Annotated in this window: 19 protein-coding genes; 12 read left to right on the plus strand and 7 right to left on the minus strand. The window is 50.4% G+C overall.

The window, feature by feature from the left end; genetic code table 11:
* Positions 1–42: 42 nt before the first annotated feature.
* The 12 genes from ACTHTA_RS05695 (at position 43) to ftsZ (ending at position 14,915) form a co-directional block, all read left to right on the plus strand.
* The gene (locus ACTHTA_RS05695) at positions 43–1,506 is read left to right on the plus strand and encodes an SEL1-like repeat protein (protein WP_308887912.1); all 1,464 of its coding nucleotides are present in this window, start codon (positions 43–45) and stop codon (positions 1,504–1,506) included.
* Between the two features lie 45 nt (positions 1,507–1,551).
* The gene (murD, locus tag ACTHTA_RS05700) at positions 1,552–2,889 is read left to right on the plus strand and encodes a UDP-N-acetylmuramoyl-L-alanine--D-glutamate ligase (protein ID WP_440364061.1); all 1,338 of its coding nucleotides are present in this window, start codon (positions 1,552–1,554) and stop codon (positions 2,887–2,889) included.
* Between the two features lie 13 nt (positions 2,890–2,902).
* Positions 2,903–3,487 (plus strand): L,D-transpeptidase family protein, encoded by a 585-nt coding sequence (locus ACTHTA_RS05705; protein ID WP_440364062.1) that lies wholly within the window; start codon positions 2,903–2,905, stop codon positions 3,485–3,487.
* A gap of 203 nt (positions 3,488–3,690) precedes the next feature.
* The gene (locus ACTHTA_RS05710; RefSeq protein WP_440364063.1) at positions 3,691–5,187 is read left to right on the plus strand and encodes an amidase; all 1,497 of its coding nucleotides are present in this window, start codon (positions 3,691–3,693) and stop codon (positions 5,185–5,187) included.
* 271 nt (positions 5,188–5,458) lie between these two features.
* Positions 5,459–6,721, plus strand: coding sequence for an FtsW/RodA/SpoVE family cell cycle protein (locus ACTHTA_RS05715; protein WP_440364064.1), 1,263 nt, complete (start codon positions 5,459–5,461; stop codon positions 6,719–6,721).
* Between the two features lie 4 nt (positions 6,722–6,725).
* On the plus strand, positions 6,726–7,793 hold the full coding sequence (gene murG / locus ACTHTA_RS05720; protein WP_003685904.1) for an undecaprenyldiphospho-muramoylpentapeptide beta-N-acetylglucosaminyltransferase: 1,068 nt from the start codon (positions 6,726–6,728) through the stop codon (positions 7,791–7,793).
* Positions 7,794–7,927: 134 nt separating this feature from the next.
* Entirely contained in the window at positions 7,928–8,755 is an 828-nt protein-coding gene (locus ACTHTA_RS05725) for a class I SAM-dependent methyltransferase (protein ID WP_308887906.1), read from the plus strand.
* A 265-nt stretch (positions 8,756–9,020) separates the two neighbouring features.
* Entirely contained in the window at positions 9,021–10,430 is a 1,410-nt protein-coding gene (gene murC / locus ACTHTA_RS05730) for a UDP-N-acetylmuramate--L-alanine ligase (protein ID WP_308887904.1), read from the plus strand.
* Between the two features lie 87 nt (positions 10,431–10,517).
* A complete protein-coding gene (locus ACTHTA_RS05735; protein ID WP_049328387.1) occupies positions 10,518–11,432 on the plus strand; it encodes a D-alanine--D-alanine ligase in 915 nt (304 codons plus the stop codon).
* Positions 11,422–12,141, plus strand: coding sequence for a cell division protein FtsQ/DivIB (locus ACTHTA_RS05740; protein ID WP_308887902.1), 720 nt, complete (start codon positions 11,422–11,424; stop codon positions 12,139–12,141). The genes ACTHTA_RS05735 and ACTHTA_RS05740 overlap by 11 nt, the downstream gene beginning before the upstream one ends.
* 74 nt (positions 12,142–12,215) lie before the next feature.
* Positions 12,216–13,463 carry a cell division protein FtsA gene (gene ftsA, locus ACTHTA_RS05745; RefSeq protein ID WP_308887901.1) on the plus strand — a complete coding sequence of 416 codons (1,248 nt, stop codon included), beginning with the start codon at positions 12,216–12,218 and terminating at the stop codon, positions 13,461–13,463.
* Positions 13,464–13,715: 252 nt separating this feature from the next.
* The gene (gene ftsZ / locus ACTHTA_RS05750) at positions 13,716–14,915 is read left to right on the plus strand and encodes a cell division protein FtsZ (RefSeq protein ID WP_070633188.1); all 1,200 of its coding nucleotides are present in this window, start codon (positions 13,716–13,718) and stop codon (positions 14,913–14,915) included.
* Positions 14,916–15,036: 121 nt separating this feature from the next.
* Here ftsZ and ispH read toward each other — a convergent pair whose 3' ends face one another.
* From ispH to ACTHTA_RS05785, 7 genes are all read right to left on the minus strand, one after another.
* Complete coding sequence (ispH, locus tag ACTHTA_RS05755) at positions 15,037–16,005, minus strand: 4-hydroxy-3-methylbut-2-enyl diphosphate reductase (protein ID WP_308887900.1); 969 nt, start codon at positions 16,003–16,005, stop codon at positions 15,037–15,039.
* A gap of 13 nt (positions 16,006–16,018) precedes the next feature.
* Positions 16,019–16,525: a signal peptidase II gene (lspA, locus tag ACTHTA_RS05760; RefSeq protein WP_263340404.1), complete on the minus strand. Its 507-nt coding sequence runs from the start codon at positions 16,523–16,525 to the stop codon at positions 16,019–16,021.
* Positions 16,526–16,673: 148 nt separating this feature from the next.
* A complete protein-coding gene (gene glyQ / locus ACTHTA_RS05765; RefSeq protein ID WP_440364065.1) occupies positions 16,674–17,573 on the minus strand; it encodes a glycine--tRNA ligase subunit alpha in 900 nt (299 codons plus the stop codon).
* Positions 17,574–17,654: 81 nt separating this feature from the next.
* A complete protein-coding gene (gene yacG / locus ACTHTA_RS05770) occupies positions 17,655–17,837 on the minus strand; it encodes a DNA gyrase inhibitor YacG (protein WP_003682475.1) in 183 nt (60 codons plus the stop codon).
* Positions 17,834–18,454 (minus strand): dephospho-CoA kinase, encoded by a 621-nt coding sequence (gene coaE / locus ACTHTA_RS05775; RefSeq protein ID WP_308887898.1) that lies wholly within the window; start codon positions 18,452–18,454, stop codon positions 17,834–17,836. The genes yacG and coaE overlap by 4 nt, the downstream gene beginning before the upstream one ends.
* Positions 18,454–19,341, minus strand: a complete 888-nt coding sequence (locus ACTHTA_RS05780) for a prepilin peptidase (RefSeq protein WP_154953898.1) — start codon at positions 19,339–19,341, stop codon at positions 18,454–18,456. The genes coaE and ACTHTA_RS05780 overlap by 1 nt, the downstream gene beginning before the upstream one ends.
* Before the next feature lies 1 nt (position 19,342).
* Positions 19,343–20,584, minus strand: coding sequence for a type II secretion system F family protein (locus ACTHTA_RS05785; RefSeq protein ID WP_137041172.1), 1,242 nt, complete (start codon positions 20,582–20,584; stop codon positions 19,343–19,345).
* Positions 20,585–20,602: the final 18 nt, after the last annotated feature.

Here is a 20,602-nt window from a genome sequence, read left to right on the forward strand (position 1 = left end):
GGATAAAACAGAAATAATAATTTGAAAGAAATGGATTTTAGAATGAATAAATTATTAAAAAAAATGATGGTAGCCCTGCTGTCTTTAGGCTTAGCACAGGCTGTTTGGGCTGATAATGTGCCGGATTTTAAGGAAACGCTTCAAGTTGCGGAGCAAGGAAATGCTAAAGCCCAATTTAGTTTGGGTAAGATGTATTACGAAGGGCGAGGAGTTCATCAAGATTATGCAGAGGCGGCACGATGGTATCTCAAGGCAGCAGAACAAGGGTATCCTGCAGCTCAAAATAATTTGGGTACGATGTATGCCAAAGGGCAAGGAGTCCGTCAAGACCCTGTACAGGCAGAGCAGTGGTATCGGAAGGCGGCAGAACAAGGGTATGCCCAAGCCCAATATAATTTGGGTGTAATGTACGACAATGGGCAAGGAGTTCGTCAGGACTATACACAGGCAGTGCAGTGGTTTGGCAAGGCGGCAGAACAAGGGATTGCAGAAGCCCAATTTAGTTTAGGTAAGATGTATTACGAAGGACAAGGAGTTCGTCAAGATTATGCAGAGGCAGCGCGATGGTATCTCAAGGCAGCAGAACAAGGGGATCCTGTAGCTCAAAATAATTTGGGTGTGGCGTATGCCAAAGGGCAAGGAGTTCGTCAAGACCCTGTACAGGCAGAGCAGTGGTATCGGAAGGCGGCAGAACAAGGGTACGCTCAAGCCCAATATAATTTGGGTGTGATGTACGACAATGGGCGAGGAGTTCGTCAGGACTATACACAGGCAGTGCAGTGGTTTGGCAAGGCGGCAGAACAAGGGATTGCTCAAGCCCAATTTAATTTGGGTGTGATGTATGCCAACGGGCAAGGAGTCCGTCAAGACGATGCACAGGCAGTGCAGTGGTTTAGCAAGGCGGCAGAACAAGGGCATGCTCAAGCCCAATTTAATTTGGGTGTGATGTATGAAAAAGGACAAGGTGTCCGCAAAGACTATGTTGAAGCGGTCAAATGGTATCGCAAGGCGACAGAACAAGGATTGGCCAATGCCCAATTTAATTTGGGTGTGATGTACGACAATGGGCAAGGAGTCCGTCAAGACCCTGTACAGGCAGAGCAGTGGTATCGGAAGGCGGCAGAACAAGGGTATGCTCAAGCCCAATATAATTTGGGTAATATGTATGCCAATGGGCAAGGAGTCCGCCAGGACTATGCACAGGCAGTGCAGTGGTTTGGCAAGGCGGCAGAACAAGGATTGGCTAATGCCCAATATAATTTGGGTGTGGCGTATGCTAATGGGCAAGGAGTCCATCAAGACCTTGTACAGGCAGAGCAGTGGTATCGCAAGGCGGCAGAACAAGGGTTTGCAGAAGCTCAATACAATTTGGGTGTGATGTATGCCAAAGGAGAAGGTGTTCGTCAGAACTATAAGATTGCCAACGAGTGGTTTGGTAAGGCTTGTAATAACGGACTACAACAAGGTTGTGATGTTTATCGTGTATTTAATCAGGCAGGATATTGAATCCTTATTCAAAGGCTGTCTGAAAAAGCTTAGGATAAAACCAAAATGACTTTTCAAAATAAAAAAATCCTCGTCGCCGGACTTGGCGGTACGGGTATTTCCATGATTGCCTATCTGCGCAAAAACGGCGCGGAGGTTGCTGCTTATGATGCGGAGCTGAAAGCCGAGCGCGTGTCGCAAATCGGTAAGATGTTTGACGGGCTGGTGTTTTACACAGGCCGTCTGAAAGATGCGCTGGACAATGGTTTCGATATTCTGGCGCTCAGCCCCGGTATCAGCGAGCGTCAGCCGGATATTGAGGCGTTCAAGCAAAACGGCGGACGCGTGTTGGGCGACATTGAATTGCTGGCGGACATTGTGAACCGCCGCGGCGACAAGGTGATTGCGATTACCGGCAGCAACGGCAAAACTACGGTAACGAGTCTAGTGGGCTATCTCTGCATCAAGTACGAGCTGGATACCGTTATCGCGGGCAATATCGGTACGCCGGTTTTGGAGGCGGAATTGCAGCGTGAAGGCAAGAAGGCGGACGTGTGGGTGTTGGAGCTTTCCAGTTTCCAATTGGAAAACACCGAAAGCCTGCGCCCGACTGCGGCGACGGTACTGAACATTTCCGAAGACCATCTCGACCGCTACGACGACCTGCTCGACTATGCGCATACCAAGGATAAGATTTTCCGTGGCGATGGCGTGCAGGTTTTGAATGCGGACGATGCGTTCTGTCGCGCTATGAAGCGTGCCGGGCGCGAGGTGAAATGGTTTTCGTTGGAACATAAAGCCGATTTTTGGTTGGAACGTGAGACAGGCCGCCTGAAACAGGGCAATGAAGATTTGATTGCCACGCAAGACATTCCGTTACAAGGCTTGCACAACGCCGCCAACGTCATGGCTGCCGTCGCTTTGTGTGAGGCCGTCGGTTTGCCGCGAAATGAGTTGCTCGAACACGTTAAATCCTTCCAAGGCCTGCCGCACCGCGTGGAAAAAATCGGCGAGAAAAACGGCGTGGTGTTTATCGACGACAGCAAAGGCACGAACGTCGGCGCGACCGCCGCCGCGATTGCCGGTTTGCAAAATCCGCTCTTCGTGATTTTGGGCGGCATGGGCAAAGGGCAGGACTTTACGCCCCTGCGCGATGCGCTTGCCGGCAAGGCAAAAGGCGTGTTCCTGATCGGCGTCGATGCGCCGCAAATCCGCCACGATTTGGACGGCTGCGGTCTGAATATGACCGACTGCGCCACTTTGGAAGAAGCGGTTCAGACGGCATACGCCCAAGCCGAAGCGGGCGATATCGTGCTGCTCAGCCCCGCCTGTGCGAGCTTCGATATGTTCAAAGGCTATGCACACCGTTCGGAAGTGTTTATCGAAGCGTTTAAGGCTTTGTGAGGCCGTCTGAAACATGAAAAGAGGGTTGAAAATCAGTTTGGCGGCGGTCTTGCTTTTGGCAGTCGCTGCCGGAGTGGTTTGGTATTCCATGCCCATCCGTTCCGAGCAGATCGTTGCGACATCAGGCGAACAGACCGTTGCCGCGCCAAGCGAAACGCCGCTGCCCGAAAATGCCGTTATCGACAGATTGGTCGTACATAAAAGCAAGCGCACCATGTCGGCGTACTCGAAAGGCAAGTTGCTGAAAACCTATCCCATTGCGCTGGGCAAGCAGCCCGTCGGGCATAAACACTTTGAAGGCGACGGTAAAACGCCCGAAGGGAAATACCGCATCAACGATCGCAATCCCAACAGCGCGTACCACAAAAACCTCGGCGTTTCCTACCCTAACGAAGCCGACAAAGCCTACGCGGCGGCACAAGGCAAAAGCCCGGGCGGGTTGATTAAAATCCACGGCATCAAAAACGGCTGGGGTTCTATCGGCAAAAGGCATCTGCAAAGAGACTGGACCGACGGCTGCATCGCGGTAACGGACGAGGAAATCGACGAACTCTACCGCAGCGTGAAACATAACGCGGAAATTGAGATTTTGCCGTAAGCCTTGTGCGCCATCGCCTCAAAGGTCGTCTGAAAACGTCAAGGCGGTTTCAGACGACCTTTTTACAGCAACGATAAATTTGTTCTTTTCCTTTAACCCGTGTTACTGTTTCTTAAGATTTGCCTATGCGGGCAAACGGCGAGGCGGCGGGCAGCCATGCCTGACCGACAAAACGTGTGTTTATCAATCCGAAAGGAAAACCCATGAATTTTCAAGACTACATCCGTTACGATGCCGTCGGTTTGGCAGAGCTGATCCGCAAAAAAGAAGTCTCCGCCGATGAAGTGTTGCAGGCTGCTTTAAGCCGCTTGGACGAAATCAATCCCAAGCTCAATCTGTTGGCGCACGATTTGCGCGAACGCGCGGCGGCGTGGCAGGGGTCGTCTGAAAATGCCGATACGCCGCTGGCGGGCGTGCCGTTTTTGCTCAAAGACCTGCTGGCGGATTGGGAAGGCGCGCCGACATGGTCGGGTTCGCGCATGATGCAGCATTACATTGCCAAGCAAAACAGCGATTTGACCCAGGCCTATCTCGATGCGGGGCTGCGCGTGTTCGGCAAAACCACCACGCCCGAATGGGGCGCATATGCCGTTACCGAAACCGAAATTTACGGCATCACGCGCAATCCGTGGCATTTGGATTACACCGCAGGCGGCAGCAGCGGAGGCGCGGCGGCGGCAGTGGCTTCGGGCGTCGTACCCGCAGCGCACGGCAGCGACGGCGGCGGTTCCATCCGCTTACCCGCGCACAACTGCGGCGTGTTCGGGTTGAAACCCACGCGCGGCCGCAGCAGTTACGCGCCGAACGCATCGGAGGCATGGCAGGGTTTGGTATGCGACCATGTCTTGACCCGCAGCGTACGCGACAGCGCGGTTTTGCTAGACATCGCCGCCCGAACCCAAGCCCGCGCCCTGTATACCTGCCCGCCGCCGCCCGAAAACGGTTTTGCAGACAGCCTGAAACAAGAAACAGGTCGTCTGAAAATCGCTTTTTGGAAGCAGACATGGTTTGGCGGCGGCAACGACGAAGGCACGGAAGCCGCGTTCGCCCATAGTTTGAAACTGATGCAAGACGCGGGACACGAATTGGAAGAAGCCACCCCCGATTTTGCGCCGCCCGAACAACTCAACCGCGCCGCCCGCATCATCGTCATGGGCGAAACAGCAAAACTGTTCTACCAATATCAATACGAAACCGGACAAAAACTGCCGCACCGCCTGCTTGAGCCGACAACGTGGGCAATGATTCTGCAGGGGCGGCAAATCAGCGCGGGTGAAATGGCTTGGGCGCGCGACGTGATGCTGGCGCAGGAACGTGCCGCCAAAGCATTTTTCACGCGCTACGACGTGTTGATGACGCCCGTCTGCCCGCGCACCACGCCGAAAATCGGCGAGATGATGCCGCCGCCCGCCGCGCAAAAAGCCATGCGCCTGCTGTTCGGCACGCTGCGCTTGGGTTTTCTGTTGAAAAACAACCCGTTTTTGGAAAAAGAAGCCGCCGCCGCGCTGCAATACGTCGGCTATACGTCGCCGCTGAACATGAGCGGCAACCCCGCCATGAGTGTGCCGCTTTACCGGCATAACGGGCTGCCCGTTGGCACCCAATTCGCCGCCGCCCACGGGCGCGAAGACACGCTGCTTAGCCTCGCCGCGCAGTTGGAACAGATACAGCCATGGGCGGAAATACAGCAGTTGGCTTAGGGTTTGCATTAGATAAAAAGTAGCCTATTTTCCTGAAGAAAAGATTTATACAAGGCCGTCTGAAAATATAAAAGTGTTTTCAGACGGCCTTTTGCTGGTATCAAAGGGTAGGAGAGGGCGCAAAGAACGTCGGGATCCGACATCTTTAAAGAATCTGAATTGTTGGTTTGGAAATAAACCTTTAAAATAACGTTAATTCATTTTTTCAGACGGCCTCTTGCCCATTTGCAGGCCGTCTGAATATTTTATTCAAGCCGTTACGGATGTTTTCATGATTAGTCTTTCCAAAATGCTTGACCGGCCGATTGCGCGCGATGGTCGGAAGTTTGATGTTTCTCTCTTGTGGATGGTCGTCTTAATGACGGTCTTCAGCCTGATTATGATTTATTCGGCTTCTATTGCGTATGCGGCATCGGAAGGGGGTAGCCAGTTTTCTTTTGTGTCTAAGCAGGCAATGTTTATCCTGTTTACGGTGGCCATATGCTTGCCGCTTTTCCTGCTGAAGATGAGCTTCTGGCGGCGGATTATTCCGTTTTATTTTGCTGTTTCGGGTTTGCTGTTGTTGCTGGTTTTGTTTGTCGGCCGCGAGATTAACGGTGCGACGCGCTGGATTCATATCGGGCCGCTCAACCTGCAACCGACCGAATTTTTCAAATTGGCGACGGTCTTGTATTTGTCCAGTCTGTTTACGCGCCGTGAAGAAATGTTGCGCGATTTGGATTCTTTGGGTTGGTCGTCTTTGTTTACCGGTATTAGCGATTTGGTGTGCAGCCCTTTTAAAAGTGAAGCTCGGGTAAGGGTAAAGGAACGTTTCCGCAAGTTTAAGACCTTGATTCTGCCGATTATGTTGGTGGCGGTCGGTTTGGTTTTGATTATGGGTCAGCCGGACTTTGGCTCGTTTGTCGTAATTGTCGTGATCACCATGGGTATGCTGTTTTTGGCAGGCTTTCCATGGAAATATTTTGCCGTATTGGTGGCGACTGTTGTGAGCGGTATGGGCTTGTTGATTTTGGCCGCGCCTTACCGTATGGCGCGTGTGGCGGCGTTTTTGGACCCTTGGAGCGATCCGTTGGGTAAAGGCTATCAGCTAACGCATTCCTTGATGGCGATTGCGCGCGGCGGCTGGTTTGGCGAAGGCTTGGGTGCAAGTTTGGAAAAACGTTTCTATCTTCCTGAAGCGCATACGGACTTTATTTTTGCCGTTATCGGCGAGGAGTTTGGCTTTGTCGGGATGCTGGTTTTGGTGTTCTGCTACGGCTGGCTGGTGTGGCGTGCGTTTTCCATCGGCAAGCAGGCGCGTGATTCGGGTTTGATGTTCAGCGCGTACATTGCCAACGGTATCGGTATTTGGATTGGTATTCAAAGTTTCTTCAATATTGGTGTAAACATCGGTATCCTGCCCACTAAAGGCCTGACTTTGCCGTTTATGTCTTACGGCGGTTCGGCTGTTTTTATCATGCTGGTGTGCATTACTTTGTTATTGCGCATTGATTATGAAAACCGCCAAAAAATGCGCGGTTATTCGGTGGAGTAAAACCATGAGCGGTAAAACTTTTATGCTGATGGCCGGTGGTACGGGCGGTCATATTTTCCCTGCATTGGCGGTTGCCGAGTCGCTGCAAAAGCGCGGCCATCATGTGATTTGGCTGGGCAGTCAGGATTCGATGGAAGAGCGTATCGTGCCGCAATACGGCATACGCTTGGAAACGCTGGCCATTAAAGGGATCCGCGGCAACGGCATCAAGCGCAAGCTGATGTTGCCGTTTACGCTGTATAAAACTGTCCGAGCCGCGCAGCAGATTATTAAGAAACACCGTGTCGAGTGTGTTATCGGTTTTGGCGGTTTCGTTACTTTCCCCGGCGGCTTGGCGGCAAAAATTTCCGGTGTGCCGATTGTGATTCACGAGCAAAACGCCGTAGCCGGTTTGTCCAACCGCCAATTGTCGCGTTGGGCAAAACGTGTTCTGTACGCTTTCCCGAAAGCCTTCCAGCATGAAGGTGGATTGGTGGGCAACCCTGTCCGTGCCGATATTGCGGCATTGCCTGTTCCTGAAGAACGCTTTGAAAACCGTCAGGGCCGTCTGAAAGTTTTGGTGGTGGGCGGCAGTTTGGGTGCGGATGTGTTGAACAAAACCGTTCCGCAAGCTTTGGCATTATTGCCTGAGGCGGCCCGTCCTCAAATGTATCATCAGTCCGGCCGCAATAAATTGGGCAACCTGCAGGCGGATTACGATGCGTTGGGTGTGCAGGCCGAGTGCGTCGAATTTATTACCGATATGGTATCTGCCTACCGTGATGCCGATTTGGTGATTTGCCGTGCCGGCGCGCTGACGATTGCCGAGCTGACGGTTGCAGGTTTGGGTGCATTGCTGGTGCCGTATCCGCACGCGGTAGACGACCATCAAACAGCTAATGCGCGCTTTATGGTGCAGGCCGAAGCTGGTTTGCTGCTGCCGCAAACTCAACTGACGGCAGAAAAACTGGCCGAAATCCTCGGCGGATTAAACCGTGAAAAATGCCTGAAATGGGCGAAAAATGCCCGTACGTTGGCGTTGCCGCACAGTGCGGACGATGTGGCGGAAGCCGCTATCGCGTGTACGGCATGATGACATAATGTGATGAACGAAACAGAGGTAGTCTGAAAACCAAGAAACGGGTTTCAGACGATCTTTTTGCAACTTGGCAGCCGTATTGTGCGGGAGTATGATGTAAATAGGAATTTCTCTCATTGGAGGCTGCCATGTCCGAAAAAATCTCTCCCGAAACCGTTTCTGTCCTGTCCAGTACCATGCTGATTCCCCTGTGGGCAAAGGCCGTAGAGCAGGGTAGGGCGCAGCCGCTTTTGCGCGATGACGAAGCCGTGCGGATGTTGGACAAGATTGACTACGACTTCGGAAAGTTTGCTAAAGCCAAAGCATCGCAGGTCGGCTGTTGCGGGCGGGCGAAGTTGTTGGACGATATGACCCGGCACTTTATCGCCGAACATCCCGATGCCGTCGTCGTGCAAATCGGCGCGGGGCTGGATGCGCGTTACGAACGCTTGGGCAAGCCGCGCATTACCGCTTGGTATGATTTGGATTTACCCGAAGTGATTGAAGTGCGGCGCATGCTGCTGTCTGAATCGGACAATCATTATCTGGGCGCGTCCATGTTTGACGAAGCGTGGATGAACACCGTCGCAGCGCACGGCAAACCCGTGTTGCTCGTGATCGAAGGCGTGTTGATGTATTTCGAAGAAACGCAAGTGCAGGATTTTTTCAAACAGGTTGCTCGCCGTCTGCCGAATGCCCAACTTGCTTTTGACACTATCCCCAAAGCCTACATCGGACAAAGCAAACACCACGACGCGCTCGGTAAAATGGACAAGCCGCCCGAGTTCCGCTGGGCGATAAGCGGAGTGGACGACATTCTGCGGCTGATGCCGGGTGTGGAAATTATTGAAGAAGCCGGTTTGAGCAGCGTCTGCAAACCGCGTTATCCGTGGCTTTTGCGCCTTTTGTATGCGACCGCGTGGGGACGGTGCAAACTGGATATGCGCTTGATGAGGATACAAGTGCCATCCAGTTGATAAGCACGAGGTCGTCTGAAAACGGTTTTCAGACGACCTTATATTTTGTTTTTGCTGGTGTTTTGGTAGCTGAAATCAAGTTTAAAAATAGGCAAAATAGCAAAGATTCACCGCCAAGTGCCGCCCCTTTTTTACCCATATTGCAACCAATGTGAAATCCTGTATGCCAAAACATCTTTAATTTACAAGAAAACTATGGCGCAGAAGCGGATAGCCCTTTAAAATAACGCCTTTACGCATCGAAAATCCACCGGAACGCAACATTATGATGAAAAATCGAGTTACCAACATCCATTTTGTCGGAATCGGCGGCGTCGGCATGAGCGGTATTGCCGAAGTTTTACACAATTTGGGCTTTAAAGTTTCCGGTTCGGATCAGGCGCGTAATGCCGTTACCGAGCATTTGAGCAGCTTGGGTATTCAAGTTTATCCCGGTCATACCGCCGAACACGTCAACGGTGCGGATGTCGTCGTTACCTCTACCGCCGTCAAAAAAGACAATCCCGAAGTCGTCGCCGCGCTGGAGCAGCAAATCCCTGTCATTCCCCGCGCTCTGATGCTGGCGGAACTGATGCGCTTCCGTGACGGCATCGCCATTGCCGGTACGCACGGCAAAACCACGACCACCAGCCTGACTGCTTCCATCCTCGGCGCTGCAGGTCTTGACCCGACTTTCGTTATCGGTGGCAAACTTAATGCCGCAGGTACCAACGCCCGTTTGGGTAAAGGCGAATACATCGTCGCAGAAGCCGATGAATCCGATGCCTCTTTCCTGTACCTGACTCCGATTATGTCCGTCGTGACCAATATCGACGAAGACCACATGGACACTTACGGCCACAGCGTTGAGAAGCTGCATCAGGCGTTTGTGGATTTCATTCACCGTATGCCGTTTTACGGCAAAGCGTTCTTGTGTATCGACAGCGAACACGTCCGCGCGATTTTGCCAAAAGTAAGCAAACCTTACGCTACTTACGGCCTGGATGATACTGCCGATATCTACGCAACCGATATTGAAAACATCGGAGCGCAAATGAAATTTACCGTTCATGTTCAAATGAAAGGACATGAGCAAGAGCCGTTTGAGGTTGTTTTGAATATGCCCGGCCGCCACAACGTCCTCAATGCGTTGGCGGCTATTGGCGTTGCGCTGGAAGTTGGCGCATCCGTCGAAGCGATTCAGCGAGGCTTGCTCGGTTTTGAAGGTGTTGGCCGCCGCTTCCAAAAATACGGCGACATCAAGCTGCCCAACGGCGGAACCGCGCTGTTGGTGGACGATTACGGACACCATCCTGTCGAAATGGCGGCAACCCTTTCCGCTGCGCGCGGTGCATACCCTGAAAAACGCTTGGTATTGGCTTTCCAACCGCACCGTTATACCCGTACACGCGATTTGTTTGAAGACTTTACCAAAGTCCTCAATACCGTTGATGCGCTGGTGTTGACCGAAGTTTATGCCGCAGGCGAAGAGCCGATTGCCGCAGCCGATTCCCGCGCCTTGGCGCGCGCCATCCGCGTATTGGGCAAACTTGAGCCTATTTACTGCGAAAACGTTGCCGACCTGCCGCAAATGCTGCTGAATGTTTTGCAAGACGGCGATGTCGTTCTGAATATGGGTGCCGGCAGCATTAACCGCGTTCCGTCTGCATTGGTGGAATTGTCGAAACAATCATAATAAACAGGCATATTGGCCTTTGAGGACAGATAGGTCGTCTGAACAATATTCAGACGGCCTGTATCAGTATTTAAGAAAGTGGAAATTATGCAGAATTTTGGCAAAGTGGCCGTGTTGATGGGTGGCTTCTCCAGCGAGCGCGAAGTTTCGCTGGACAGCGGCGCCGCTATTTTGGCAGCCTTGAAAAGCAAAGGTGTCGATGCCCATGCGTTCGACCCCAAAGAAACCCCGTTATCTGAATTGAAAACACAAGGTTTTCAGACGGCCTTCAATATTCTGCACGGCACTTTTGGCGAAGATGGCGCGATTCAAGGCGCGTTGGAACTGATGGGTATTCCTTACACCGGTAGCGGGGTGGCTGCTTCTGCGCTGGGTATGGATAAATACCGCTGCAAACTGATTTGGCAGGCTGTGGGCTTGCCTGTTCCTGAGTTTGTCGTATTGCATGACGACAGCGACTTTGATGCCGTTGAAGAAAAATTGGGCCTGCCGATGTTTGTGAAACCTGCCTCAGAAGGCAGTAGCGTCGGCGTGGTAAAAGTAAAAGAAAAAGGCCGTCTGAAAAGCGTTTACGAAGAATTGAAACACTTGCAGGGTGAAATCATTGCCGAACGCTTTATCGGCGGCGGCGAGTATTCTTGCCCGGTATTGAACGGCAAAGGCCTGCCCAGCATACACATCATCCCGGCTACCGAGTTCTACGACTACGAAGCCAAATACAACCGCGACGACACTGTTTATCAATGTCCGTCCGAAGACTTGAGCGAGGCGGAGGAAAACCTGATGCGCGAACTCGCTGTGCGTGGCGCGCAGGCGATTGGTGCGGACGGCTGTTCGCGCGTGGACTTTCTGAAAGATACAGACGGTAAACTGTATCTCTTGGAAATCAATACCTTGCCCGGCATGACCAGCCACAGTTTGGTGCCAAAATCTGCGGGCCATACCGGCGTGGATTTTGCTGATTTATGTATTGAGATTTTGAAGACCGCTCATGTGGGATGATGCAGGCGCACTGGGTCGACTGACCCGCCGGCTATTGGTGCTGATGACCTTTCTACTGATAGGTTCGGGCATAGCTTGGCTTTACAATTCCAAATATTTCCCTGTGAAACAGATTGCCATTCAGGGCAAGCTGAAATATGCTTCCAGCAAAGAATTGCAAACCGTTGCAAGAGAGCATATCAAGGGTAATATGTTCCGCGCCGATATTGATTCGGCGCAGGCCGCTTTTCAGGAATTGCCTTGGATTGACTCGGCAATGGTACGCCGCCGTTTTCCGGAAACCGTGGAAATTATCCTGACCGAGCGTGTGCCGGTTGCACACTGGCGCGTAGGCGGCTTGGTGGACAGTAAGGGCAATGTGTTTGCCGCAAGCCTGAAACAGGACCTGCCTATATTTGAAGGGCAACAGGGGACAGGCAAAGACATGGTCAAACATTATGCGGACTTTTCCGGTATTTTGAATCCGTTGAAACTGACCATCAAAGAATTGATCTACACGCCGCGTTCAGCATGGCTGCTTGTATTGAACAACGGCATTACCGTGCGATTGGGGCGTGAAAACGAAATCAAACGTTTGCAGCAGTTTGCCCAGATTTGGCCATCGTTGCTGCGTGAAAAACAAAGCCGTATCGAGTATGTCGATATGCGTTATAAGGATGGTTTTTCAGTCCGTTACCGGCCGTCTGAAAACCCTTCCGACAGTGAATAGCCGATTAGACGTGAAGCAATCTTGTTTCAAAAATAATCAAACCGTCAGTCAGACAACATAGCGAACGAGCAATTATGGAACAACAACAAAATAAATATATTAGTGCCTTAGACATTGGTACGTCCAAGGTCATCGCCTTAATCGGTGAGATTCGGGAAGATAACGAAATCCACATTGTTGGCTTGGGTCAAAGCCCTTCACGCGGTCTGCGTGCAGGTATGGTGACCAACATTGACGCCACTGCGCAAGCCATTCGTCAGGCGGTAGAAGATGCCGAGCTGATGGCAGATACCAAAATTTCCCACGTCGTCACCGGTATTGCCGGTAACCATATCCGCAGCCTGAATTCACAAGGCGTGGTCAAAATTAAAGATGGTGAAGTATCGCAAACCGACATCGATCGTGCCATCGAAACGGCCAAAGCCATCAATATTCCGCCTGATCACAATATCTTGCATACCGTGGTTCAAGAGTACATCATCGACAACCAGCCAGGCGTGAAAGAGCCTATCGGCATGAGTGGCGTGCGTTTGGATACCCGTGTACACATCATTACCGGTGCGAACACTGCTTTGCAAAATATCCAAAAATGTATCCAACGTTGCGGCCTGCAAATGGATCAAATCATGCTTCAGCCTTTGGCAAGCGGTCATGCCGTTTTGACTGAAGACGAAAAAGATTTGGGCGTGTGCGTCATAGATATCGGTGGCGGTACAACCGACATCGCGGTTTATACCAATGGCGCAATCCGCCATACTGCGGTTATTCCCGTTGCCGGCGATTTAATTACCAAAGACTTGGCACAAGCCTTGCGTACGCCGCACAGTGCAGCCGAGTACATCAAAATCCATTACGGTGCCGCGATTCCGAGTATGGACGGCTTGGATGAAATGATTGAAGTTCCCAGCGTTGGCGACCGTCAATCACGTCAAATTTCACGCCGTGTATTGGCTGAAATCATCGGCCCGCGCGTAGAAGAAATTTTGGAATTGACACTGAACGAATTGCGCCGCTCCGGCTTCCCTGAAGAAGTGTTGACTTCCGGCATCGTTTTGACCGGTGGTGCTTCTATGTTGACCGGTATTGTTGAGTTGGCGGAAGAAATCTTCAACCTGCCGGCACGTATCGGTGTCCCACAGGAAATGGGTGGTGTATCTGAGCGTATCCGTAATCCACGCTATTCAACCGCCATCGGTCTTTTGCAGGCGGCAAGGGGAGAGGAAGACGGCGCGCCGGTGACAGGTGCCATTGTGGTTCATGATCAGGCTGAAAAAATCAGTCTGTGGGCAAGACTGATGAAATTCGTTAAAGACAATTTCTGATAAAAGTTTTCAGGGCAGGCGGTGTACCAACCGTTTGTCCTGAATATTTAAGTGAAATTAAACGGTTTTAAATAATTGTCAAGTGGATAATTTAAAACTTGTATATTTTCTGTTAAAAAATGTAGTAAAAATATAACGCCGACAGCCGAATGGTAAGAAGATTTTTGCCAGTATCTGGATACTTCTTATATAATACGGATAATAAGTTATTTTTGAACCGTCCTTATAAAGCGGGGCGCGGAGGATTATTGAATGGAATTTGTTTACGACGTAGCAGAATCAGCAACGAGCCCTGCTGTTATTAAAGTTATCGGTTTGGGCGGCGGCGGCTGTAATGCCATTAACAACATGGTTGCCAACACTATTCATGGTGTTGAGTTCATCAGTGCCAATACCGATGCGCAATCATTGGCTAAAAACAATGCGGCTAAACGCATTCAATTGGGTACAAACCTGACTCGCGGTTTGGGTGCCGGTGCAAATCCTGAAATCGGCCGCGCCGCTGCTCAAGAAGATCGCGAAGCCATCGAAGATGCCATCCGCGGCGCAAACATGCTGTTCATCACTACCGGTATGGGTGGTGGTACAGGTACCGGCTCTGCTCCTGTTGTGGCTGAAATCGCAAAAGAAATGGGTATCCTGACCGTTGCGGTTGTAACCCGTCCGTTTGCTTACGAAGGCAAACGCGTACATATCGCTCAAGCAGGTTTGGAACAGCTCAAAGAGCGCGTCGATTCCCTGATTATTATTCCGAATGACAAATTGATGACTGCCTTGGGCGAAGACGTGACCATGCGTGAAGCTTTCCGTGCGGCAGACAATGTGTTGCGTGATGCGGTTGCCGGTATTTCCGAAGTGGTGACTTGCCCTAGCGACATGATCAACTTGGACTTCGCCGATGTGAAAACCGTAATGAGCAATCGCGGTATCGCCATGATGGGTTCAGGTTTTGCACAAGGTATCGACCGTGCCCGTTTGGCTACCGATCAAGCTATCTCCAGCCCACTCTTGGATAACGTTACTTTGGATGGCGCACGCGGTGTATTGGTAAACATTACCACTGCTCCCGGTTGTCTGAAAATGTCTGAGTTCAACGAGATTATGCGTATTGTCAACCAAAATGCACACCCTGAAGTGGAATGCAAATTTGGTGCTGCCGAAGACGAGAGCATGAGCGAAGACGCTATCCGTATTACCATCATTGCTACCGGCTTGAAAGAAAACGGTACTGACAACCAACTGCGCGCTGCTGCCCGTACCCAACAATTGGTACGCGGTGCGGAAGAAGCGCCTCAAGCTAAAAGCCAAAGCAGCGCTGAAAGCTTGGTTCGTACCAACCGCAATATCCGTTCTATGAATCTGACAGCGGCTGATTTCAGCAACCAGTCTGTACTGGATGACTTTGAAATTCCGGCTATCTTGCGCCGTCAGCAACATACTTCTGATAAATAATCAGGATCATGCATGAAAAGACCTGCCTTAAAGGCGGGTCTTTTTTATTAGCAGAATAAACTTAAGGCCGTCTGAAAATTTTCAGACGGCCTTAAGTTTTCAAATAAAGCAAATAACAAACTTACCCTTTATTTAGGATCTGTTTGTTTTCGCCCTCACGACGCAACTCTTTGGGCAAGACAAATACAATGCTTTCTTCTGTGCCTTCTCCTTCGCGGATGGTTTCGTGTCCCCAGTCTTGAATGGTTTGTAATACTTCTCGGACTAAGACTTCGGGTGCAGATGCACCGGCAGTTACACCGACCTTGGTTTTGTTTTCAAACCATTCTTTTTTCAGATAGGAGGCATTATCGACCATATAGGCATCAACTCCGCGCAATGCGGCTACTTCTCGCAAGCGGTTGCTGTTGGAAGAGTTGGGTGAACCGACAACAATTACGAGATCGCATTCTTCGGCCAATTCTTTAACAGCAGTTTGGCGGTTGGTTGTGGCGTAGCAGATATCTTCTTTGTGCGGATTACGGATATTTGGAAAGCGTTGATTTAAAGCTGCAATGATGTCTTTGGTTTCGTCTATCGATAAAGTGGTTTGGCTGACGTAGGCAAGTTTGTCAGGATTTTTGACGTTCAGTCCGGCTACATCTTCCACTGTCTCAACCAGAAACATTTTGCCCGGAGGTAATTGTCCCATCGTGCCTTCTACTTCGACGTGGCCTTTGTGGCCAATCATGATAATTTCGTAATCTTGCTCATCGAGGCGGGCTACTTCTTTATGGACTTTGGTTACCAGAGGGCAGGTGGCATCAAAAACGCGGAAACCACGTTGTGCCGCTTCTTCCTGGACTGCTTTGGATACGCCGTGAGCTGAGTAAATCAGTGTTGCGCCTTTTGGGACATCTGCCAAGTTATCGACAAATACGGCACCTTTTGCCCGCAGATTGTCGACGACGAATTTGTTGTGAACGACCTCATGGCGGACGTAAATAGGCGCGCCGAATTCTTCGAGTGCACGTTCAACAATGCTGATGGCACGGTCAACACCGGCACAGAAGCCGCGGGGATTGGCAAGGATAATGGTTTTTTGAGTCATGTGTGTTCCGTTTTCAGACGGCCTTTGTGTCGTTTGAAGGTGTTTTTTTGTGCAGCAAACCATCTATTACCAAGCAAACTGCGCCAACGCAGATAAAACTGTCGGCAATGTTAAATGCGGGGTAAAACCAGTTTTGCCAATAGAAAAGCAGAAAATCGACAACGTGGCCGTGAATCAGACGGTCAACCACATTGCCAATCGCGCCACCGATAATCATGGCAGCCCCCAGTTTGCCCCAGCGGCCAAACTCATCACGCCAGATGGCACGGGCTAAATATAGGCTGATAACGACTGCCAGACCTAAAAAGAAGAATTTTTGCCAGCCGCCTTGGTCGGCCAAAAAGCTGAATGCCGCGCCTGGATTATAGGCAAGGGTCAGGTCAAAAAAGTCTGGAATGATATTGAGGCGTTCGCCTTCGGTAAAGTGTTTCAAGATTTCCCATTTGCTCAGTTGGTCAAGAATGATGGCAACAAGGGAAAGTAAGAAAAAGGGAATTTTTGCAGTAGAGGATGAACTCATGTTTTCAGACGGCTTATGTAATAAAGGGCTTATTTTACCTTAAAGCAGGCTGGAAGTGTTTGCGATGGCATCGACGTTAAGGCCGTCTGAAAATAGAAACGCCGCCACTTGAATGTATCAAAGGGCGGCGTGGTAAGCATGTGCGGGTTTATTGGTTTTTAAGCAATGGTAAGCCCAGTTTCTCGCGACTTTCAACGAATTTTTGAGCAACGATGCGGCTCAGTGCACGAATACGGCCGATGTAGGTTGCGCGTTCGGTAACGGAAATGGCACCGCGTGCATCCAAGAGGTTGAACGTATGGCCGGCTTTGAGTACAAGCTCGTAAGCAGGCAGGGCAAGACTGGTGTCTTCAACTGTAAGTAGGCGTTTGGCTTGTTCTTCATAGTCGTTGAATTGGCGCAAGAGCCAATCGGCATCGCTGTATTCGAAGTTGTAGGTGGATTGTTCGACTTCGTTTTGATGATAAACGTCGCCATAAGTGACGATGTTACCATCAAGAGTTTTTGCCCAAACGAGGTCGTACACATTTTCCACGCCTTGCAGATACATGGCAAGGCGCTCGATACCGTAGGTGATTTCGCCGAGTACAGGGGAGCAGTCGATACCGCCGACTTGTTGGAAGTAGGTGAATTGGGTTACTTCCATGCCGTTGAGCCAAACTTCCCAGCCCAAGCCCCAAGCGCCGAGCGTAGGGTTTTCCCAGTCGTCTTCGACAAAACGGATGTCGTGTACTTTAGGGTCGATACCCAATTCGCGCAGGGAGTCGAGATAGAGGTCTTGAATATTGGCTGGTGCAGGTTTGAGCGCAACTTGGAATTGATAGTAGTGTTGCAGACGGTTGGGGTTGTCGCCATAGCGGCCGTCTTTGGGGCGGCGGCTGGGTTGAACGTAAGCGGCAAACCAAGGCTCTGGGCCTAACGCGCGCAGGCAGGTGGCTGGATGCGAAGTACCGGCACCGACTTCCATATCGAAAGGTTGGATAAGGGTACAGCCTTTGTCTGCCCAGTAGTTTTGTAATTTGAAAATAATTTGTTGGAAGGTGAGCATGGTGGATGGAATAGATTGGAATAAAGAGGGTATTTTACTGTTTTGAGCCTGTTTTGGATAGGCTGAAGGAAGCAGCGCAGTTTATTTGCCGTCCAACAGGTCTGAAAAGGGGTCGTCTTCCGAAGAAACGGTGTATTTTTCTTGTGCCCATTCGCCTAAATCAATGAGTTTGCACCGTTTGCTGCAGAAAGGGCGGTAGGGGCTGTCGGTGTTCCAAACGACTTCTTTGTGGCAAGTTGGACATTTTACAACAGGTGCGGTCATGCAGTTTCTTTCAGTGATTGTGCAATGGATTGATAGTATTGATGCAAGCGGGCAACCTTGATTTTTGCTTCTTCCATGTTATGGGTATTGTCCAATACATCGTCGGCATGCAGCAGTCTGTCAGTTCGAGAAGCTTGGGTGGCTATGATTTGACGCGTTTGTTCTTCTGAAAAACCATTGCGTTGATATACGCGTTCGATTTGGACGGACTCTGGAACATCTACGACTAAAATACGGTCGGTCTCCGCTTCAAATGCCGGATTCTCAATCAAAAGCGGTACATCGATAATGCCGTAGGTGGAGGAGGTAAGTTGTTGTTTCTGCTGTTGGATTTTGTTTAATATTAATGGCAGAAGCAGATTTTCCAGTTGTTTTTTGGATTGAGGCCGTCTGAAAACTTCTTCCCGTAAAGCCATACGATTCAGACGGCCTTCACTGTCAAAAACCTCATCGCCGAAAAGCTGGCGGATGGCAGGAAGGGCTTCACCGTTTTCAGCAGTCAGTGAACGGCTGATGGCATCGGCATCGATAATGGGTGCGCCAAGTTCGGCAAACATTTGGGCAATAGATGATTTACCGCTACCGATACCGCCGGTCAAGCCTATCCATAATGTCATTATCGGAATCCTGATTGTACGAGCCACCATTGTACCAGTTGGGTAATAGGTGCATTGGCAACCAAAATAATCCATCCTGCTACAGCAAGGCTGGGACCAAAAGCAAAATATTGACCTTTACCGACGCGGGCAATGAGTGCGCCCACCAGTCCGACTAAGGCAGCCATGAAGATCAGAACAGGCAAGATACCTACGCCCAGCCATGCCCCGAGCGTGGCCAAAAGTTTGAAGTCGCCATTGCCCATGCCGATTTTACCGGTCAGAAGTTTATAGACGGCGCATAAAGTATAAAGGCTCATATAGCCTGCGATTGCGCCTAAAACGGCTGAATGCAGGGGTACGAATGTGTCATTCAGATTAAACAGCAGGCCGATCCAGATTAGGGGCTGAGTCAGGCTGTCGGGTAAATATTGTGTATCGGCATCAATAAAGGTCAGCGCAATCAATATGGCAGTCAAAATTAATCCGCCAATAGTTGTACATGACCAGCCGTATTGCCACGCGACAATACCGAATAAGACACTTGTCAGCAGCTCAATCAGCGGATAGCGTATGCCGATAGCGGTTTTGCAGGAGTGGCATTTCCCGCCCAGTAAAACATAGCTGAGGATGGGGATGTTTTGCCAAGGTTTGACTGGGTTTTTGCATTTTGGGCAGCGTGAATTCGGTTTACACAGATTAAATGGCTGTTTTTCTTCATCTGTCAGCTTGATGCCCAAATGCTCTTTAGAAAATTGTGTCCATTCGCGTTCCATCATTATCGGCGTGCGATAAATGACAACGTTTAGAAAGCTGCCAATCAGCAATCCTAAAATAACGGCTAAAGGAATGGCGAATGGCGCAAGAACGGAGAGGGCGTCGATGGCAGAGTAAATACTATCAAGCATATCAACCTACGACATTACCCAAGTTAAACAGCGGCAGATACATGGCAATCAGCAAGATACCGATGAGCGAACCCAATACCACCATGATGATAGACTCCATCAAGTGAGACAATCGGGAGACGGAGTTGTCTACTTCATCTTCGTAGAATTCGGCAGCTTTGTTCAGCATATCGTCCAAAGAGCCTGACTCTTCGCCGATGGCCGCCATTTGGATCACCATATTGGGGAACATATCCGTACTTTGCATACTGGATGTCAGCGACAGACCTTGGGTTACCTTGGCGCGGATGTCTTGAGTGGCTTCTTCATAGAGAATATTGCCGGATGCGCCTGCAACTGAATCTAATACTTCCACCAAAGGAACGCCGGCTGCGAAGAGGGTGGAAGTCGTACGCGCCCAACGGGCAATGGTTGCTTTACGGACGATGGCGCCAAAAACAGGGAGTCTCAAAATCAGAGCATCGATTCGTTTTTGGAAGGTAGGCGATTTTTCATGGAGTTTGTACAGGCCGAAGGCGGAAACAATCAAAAGGATGATCATAATCCAGCCATAGTCGACGAATAAATCGGACAAGCTCATGACGAGTTGGGTAAGGCTTGGCAGCTCTGCCCCCATATTGGCATAAACTTCTTTAAAGGCAGGCAGTACAAACATCATCATAATGAAGATAAGCGCAATTGCCACCACGATAATGGCAATCGGGTAGGTCAGTGCGGTTTTAACCTTTTTCTTAATGGCTTGCGTTTTTTCTTTATAGACAGCCAGTTTGTCCAATAGGCTTTCCAGTACGCCGCCGGACTCGCCTGCGCTAACCAGATTACAATAAAAGCGGTCGAAATATTTTGGATATTTGGAGAACGATTTACCCAATGCGCTACCTTGTTCGACATCGGAGCGAACCTGCATCAGCATTTCGGTCATGCTCGGATTGGAGTGGCCGCGCGCAACGATTTCAAAAGCCTGCATCAGCGGTAAGCCTGCCTTCATCATCGTTGCCAGTTGGCGGGTGAACACTGTAATGTCTTCTTGGGTAATACGGCGTTTGCGTGCGGTTTTAACTTTGCTGATACGCAAAGGACGAATGCCTCTGCGTTGGAGTTTCTTGCGTGCTTCTTCTTCGTCTTTGGCAACTACTTCACCATGGACAAGACGTTCGGTCTCGGTATTTTTTCCTTCAAAAGTAAAACGCTTGCCTTTGCTTCTTGAGCCGAACAGACTTCTTTTTTGCTCTGCTTGAGCCATGTGTTATCCCTTGTTAGT

The sequence above is a fragment of the Neisseria sp. P0013.S005 genome, from assembly GCF_051958425.1.
In the GTDB taxonomy this organism is placed as follows: Bacteria; Pseudomonadota; Gammaproteobacteria; order Burkholderiales; family Neisseriaceae; genus Neisseria; species Neisseria subflava.

Excerpts from the sequence above, each read along its gene's own strand:
- ACTHTA_RS05715 (WP_440364064.1), top strand. The coding sequence starts at position 5,459 with ATGATTAGTCTTTCCAAAATGCTTGACCGGCCGATTGCGCGCGATGGT.
- murC (WP_308887904.1), top strand. The coding sequence starts at position 9,021 with ATGATGAAAAATCGAGTTACCAACATCCATTTTGTCGGAATCGGCGGC.
- lspA (WP_263340404.1), bottom strand. The coding sequence starts at position 16,525 with ATGAGTTCATCCTCTACTGCAAAAATTCCCTTTTTCTTACTTTCCCTT.
- murG (WP_003685904.1), top strand. The coding sequence starts at position 6,726 with ATGAGCGGTAAAACTTTTATGCTGATGGCCGGTGGTACGGGCGGTCAT.
- murD (WP_440364061.1), top strand. The coding sequence starts at position 1,552 with ATGACTTTTCAAAATAAAAAAATCCTCGTCGCCGGACTTGGCGGTACG.
- ACTHTA_RS05705 (WP_440364062.1), top strand. The coding sequence starts at position 2,903 with ATGAAAAGAGGGTTGAAAATCAGTTTGGCGGCGGTCTTGCTTTTGGCA.
- yacG (WP_003682475.1), bottom strand. The coding sequence starts at position 17,837 with ATGACCGCACCTGTTGTAAAATGTCCAACTTGCCACAAAGAAGTCGTT.
- ACTHTA_RS05780 (WP_154953898.1), bottom strand. The coding sequence starts at position 19,341 with ATGCTTGATAGTATTTACTCTGCCATCGACGCCCTCTCCGTTCTTGCG.
- coaE (WP_308887898.1), bottom strand. The coding sequence starts at position 18,454 with ATGACATTATGGATAGGCTTGACCGGCGGTATCGGTAGCGGTAAATCA.
- ACTHTA_RS05735 (WP_049328387.1), top strand. The coding sequence starts at position 10,518 with ATGCAGAATTTTGGCAAAGTGGCCGTGTTGATGGGTGGCTTCTCCAGC.
- ACTHTA_RS05725 (WP_308887906.1), top strand. The coding sequence starts at position 7,928 with ATGTCCGAAAAAATCTCTCCCGAAACCGTTTCTGTCCTGTCCAGTACC.
- ACTHTA_RS05695 (WP_308887912.1), top strand. The coding sequence starts at position 43 with ATGAATAAATTATTAAAAAAAATGATGGTAGCCCTGCTGTCTTTAGGC.
- ACTHTA_RS05710 (WP_440364063.1), top strand. The coding sequence starts at position 3,691 with ATGAATTTTCAAGACTACATCCGTTACGATGCCGTCGGTTTGGCAGAG.
- ftsA (WP_308887901.1), top strand. The coding sequence starts at position 12,216 with ATGGAACAACAACAAAATAAATATATTAGTGCCTTAGACATTGGTACG.
- glyQ (WP_440364065.1), bottom strand. The coding sequence starts at position 17,573 with ATGCTCACCTTCCAACAAATTATTTTCAAATTACAAAACTACTGGGCA.
- ACTHTA_RS05740 (WP_308887902.1), top strand. The coding sequence starts at position 11,422 with ATGTGGGATGATGCAGGCGCACTGGGTCGACTGACCCGCCGGCTATTG.
- ACTHTA_RS05785 (WP_137041172.1), bottom strand. The coding sequence starts at position 20,584 with ATGGCTCAAGCAGAGCAAAAAAGAAGTCTGTTCGGCTCAAGAAGCAAA.
- ftsZ (WP_070633188.1), top strand. The coding sequence starts at position 13,716 with ATGGAATTTGTTTACGACGTAGCAGAATCAGCAACGAGCCCTGCTGTT.
- ispH (WP_308887900.1), bottom strand. The coding sequence starts at position 16,005 with ATGACTCAAAAAACCATTATCCTTGCCAATCCCCGCGGCTTCTGTGCC.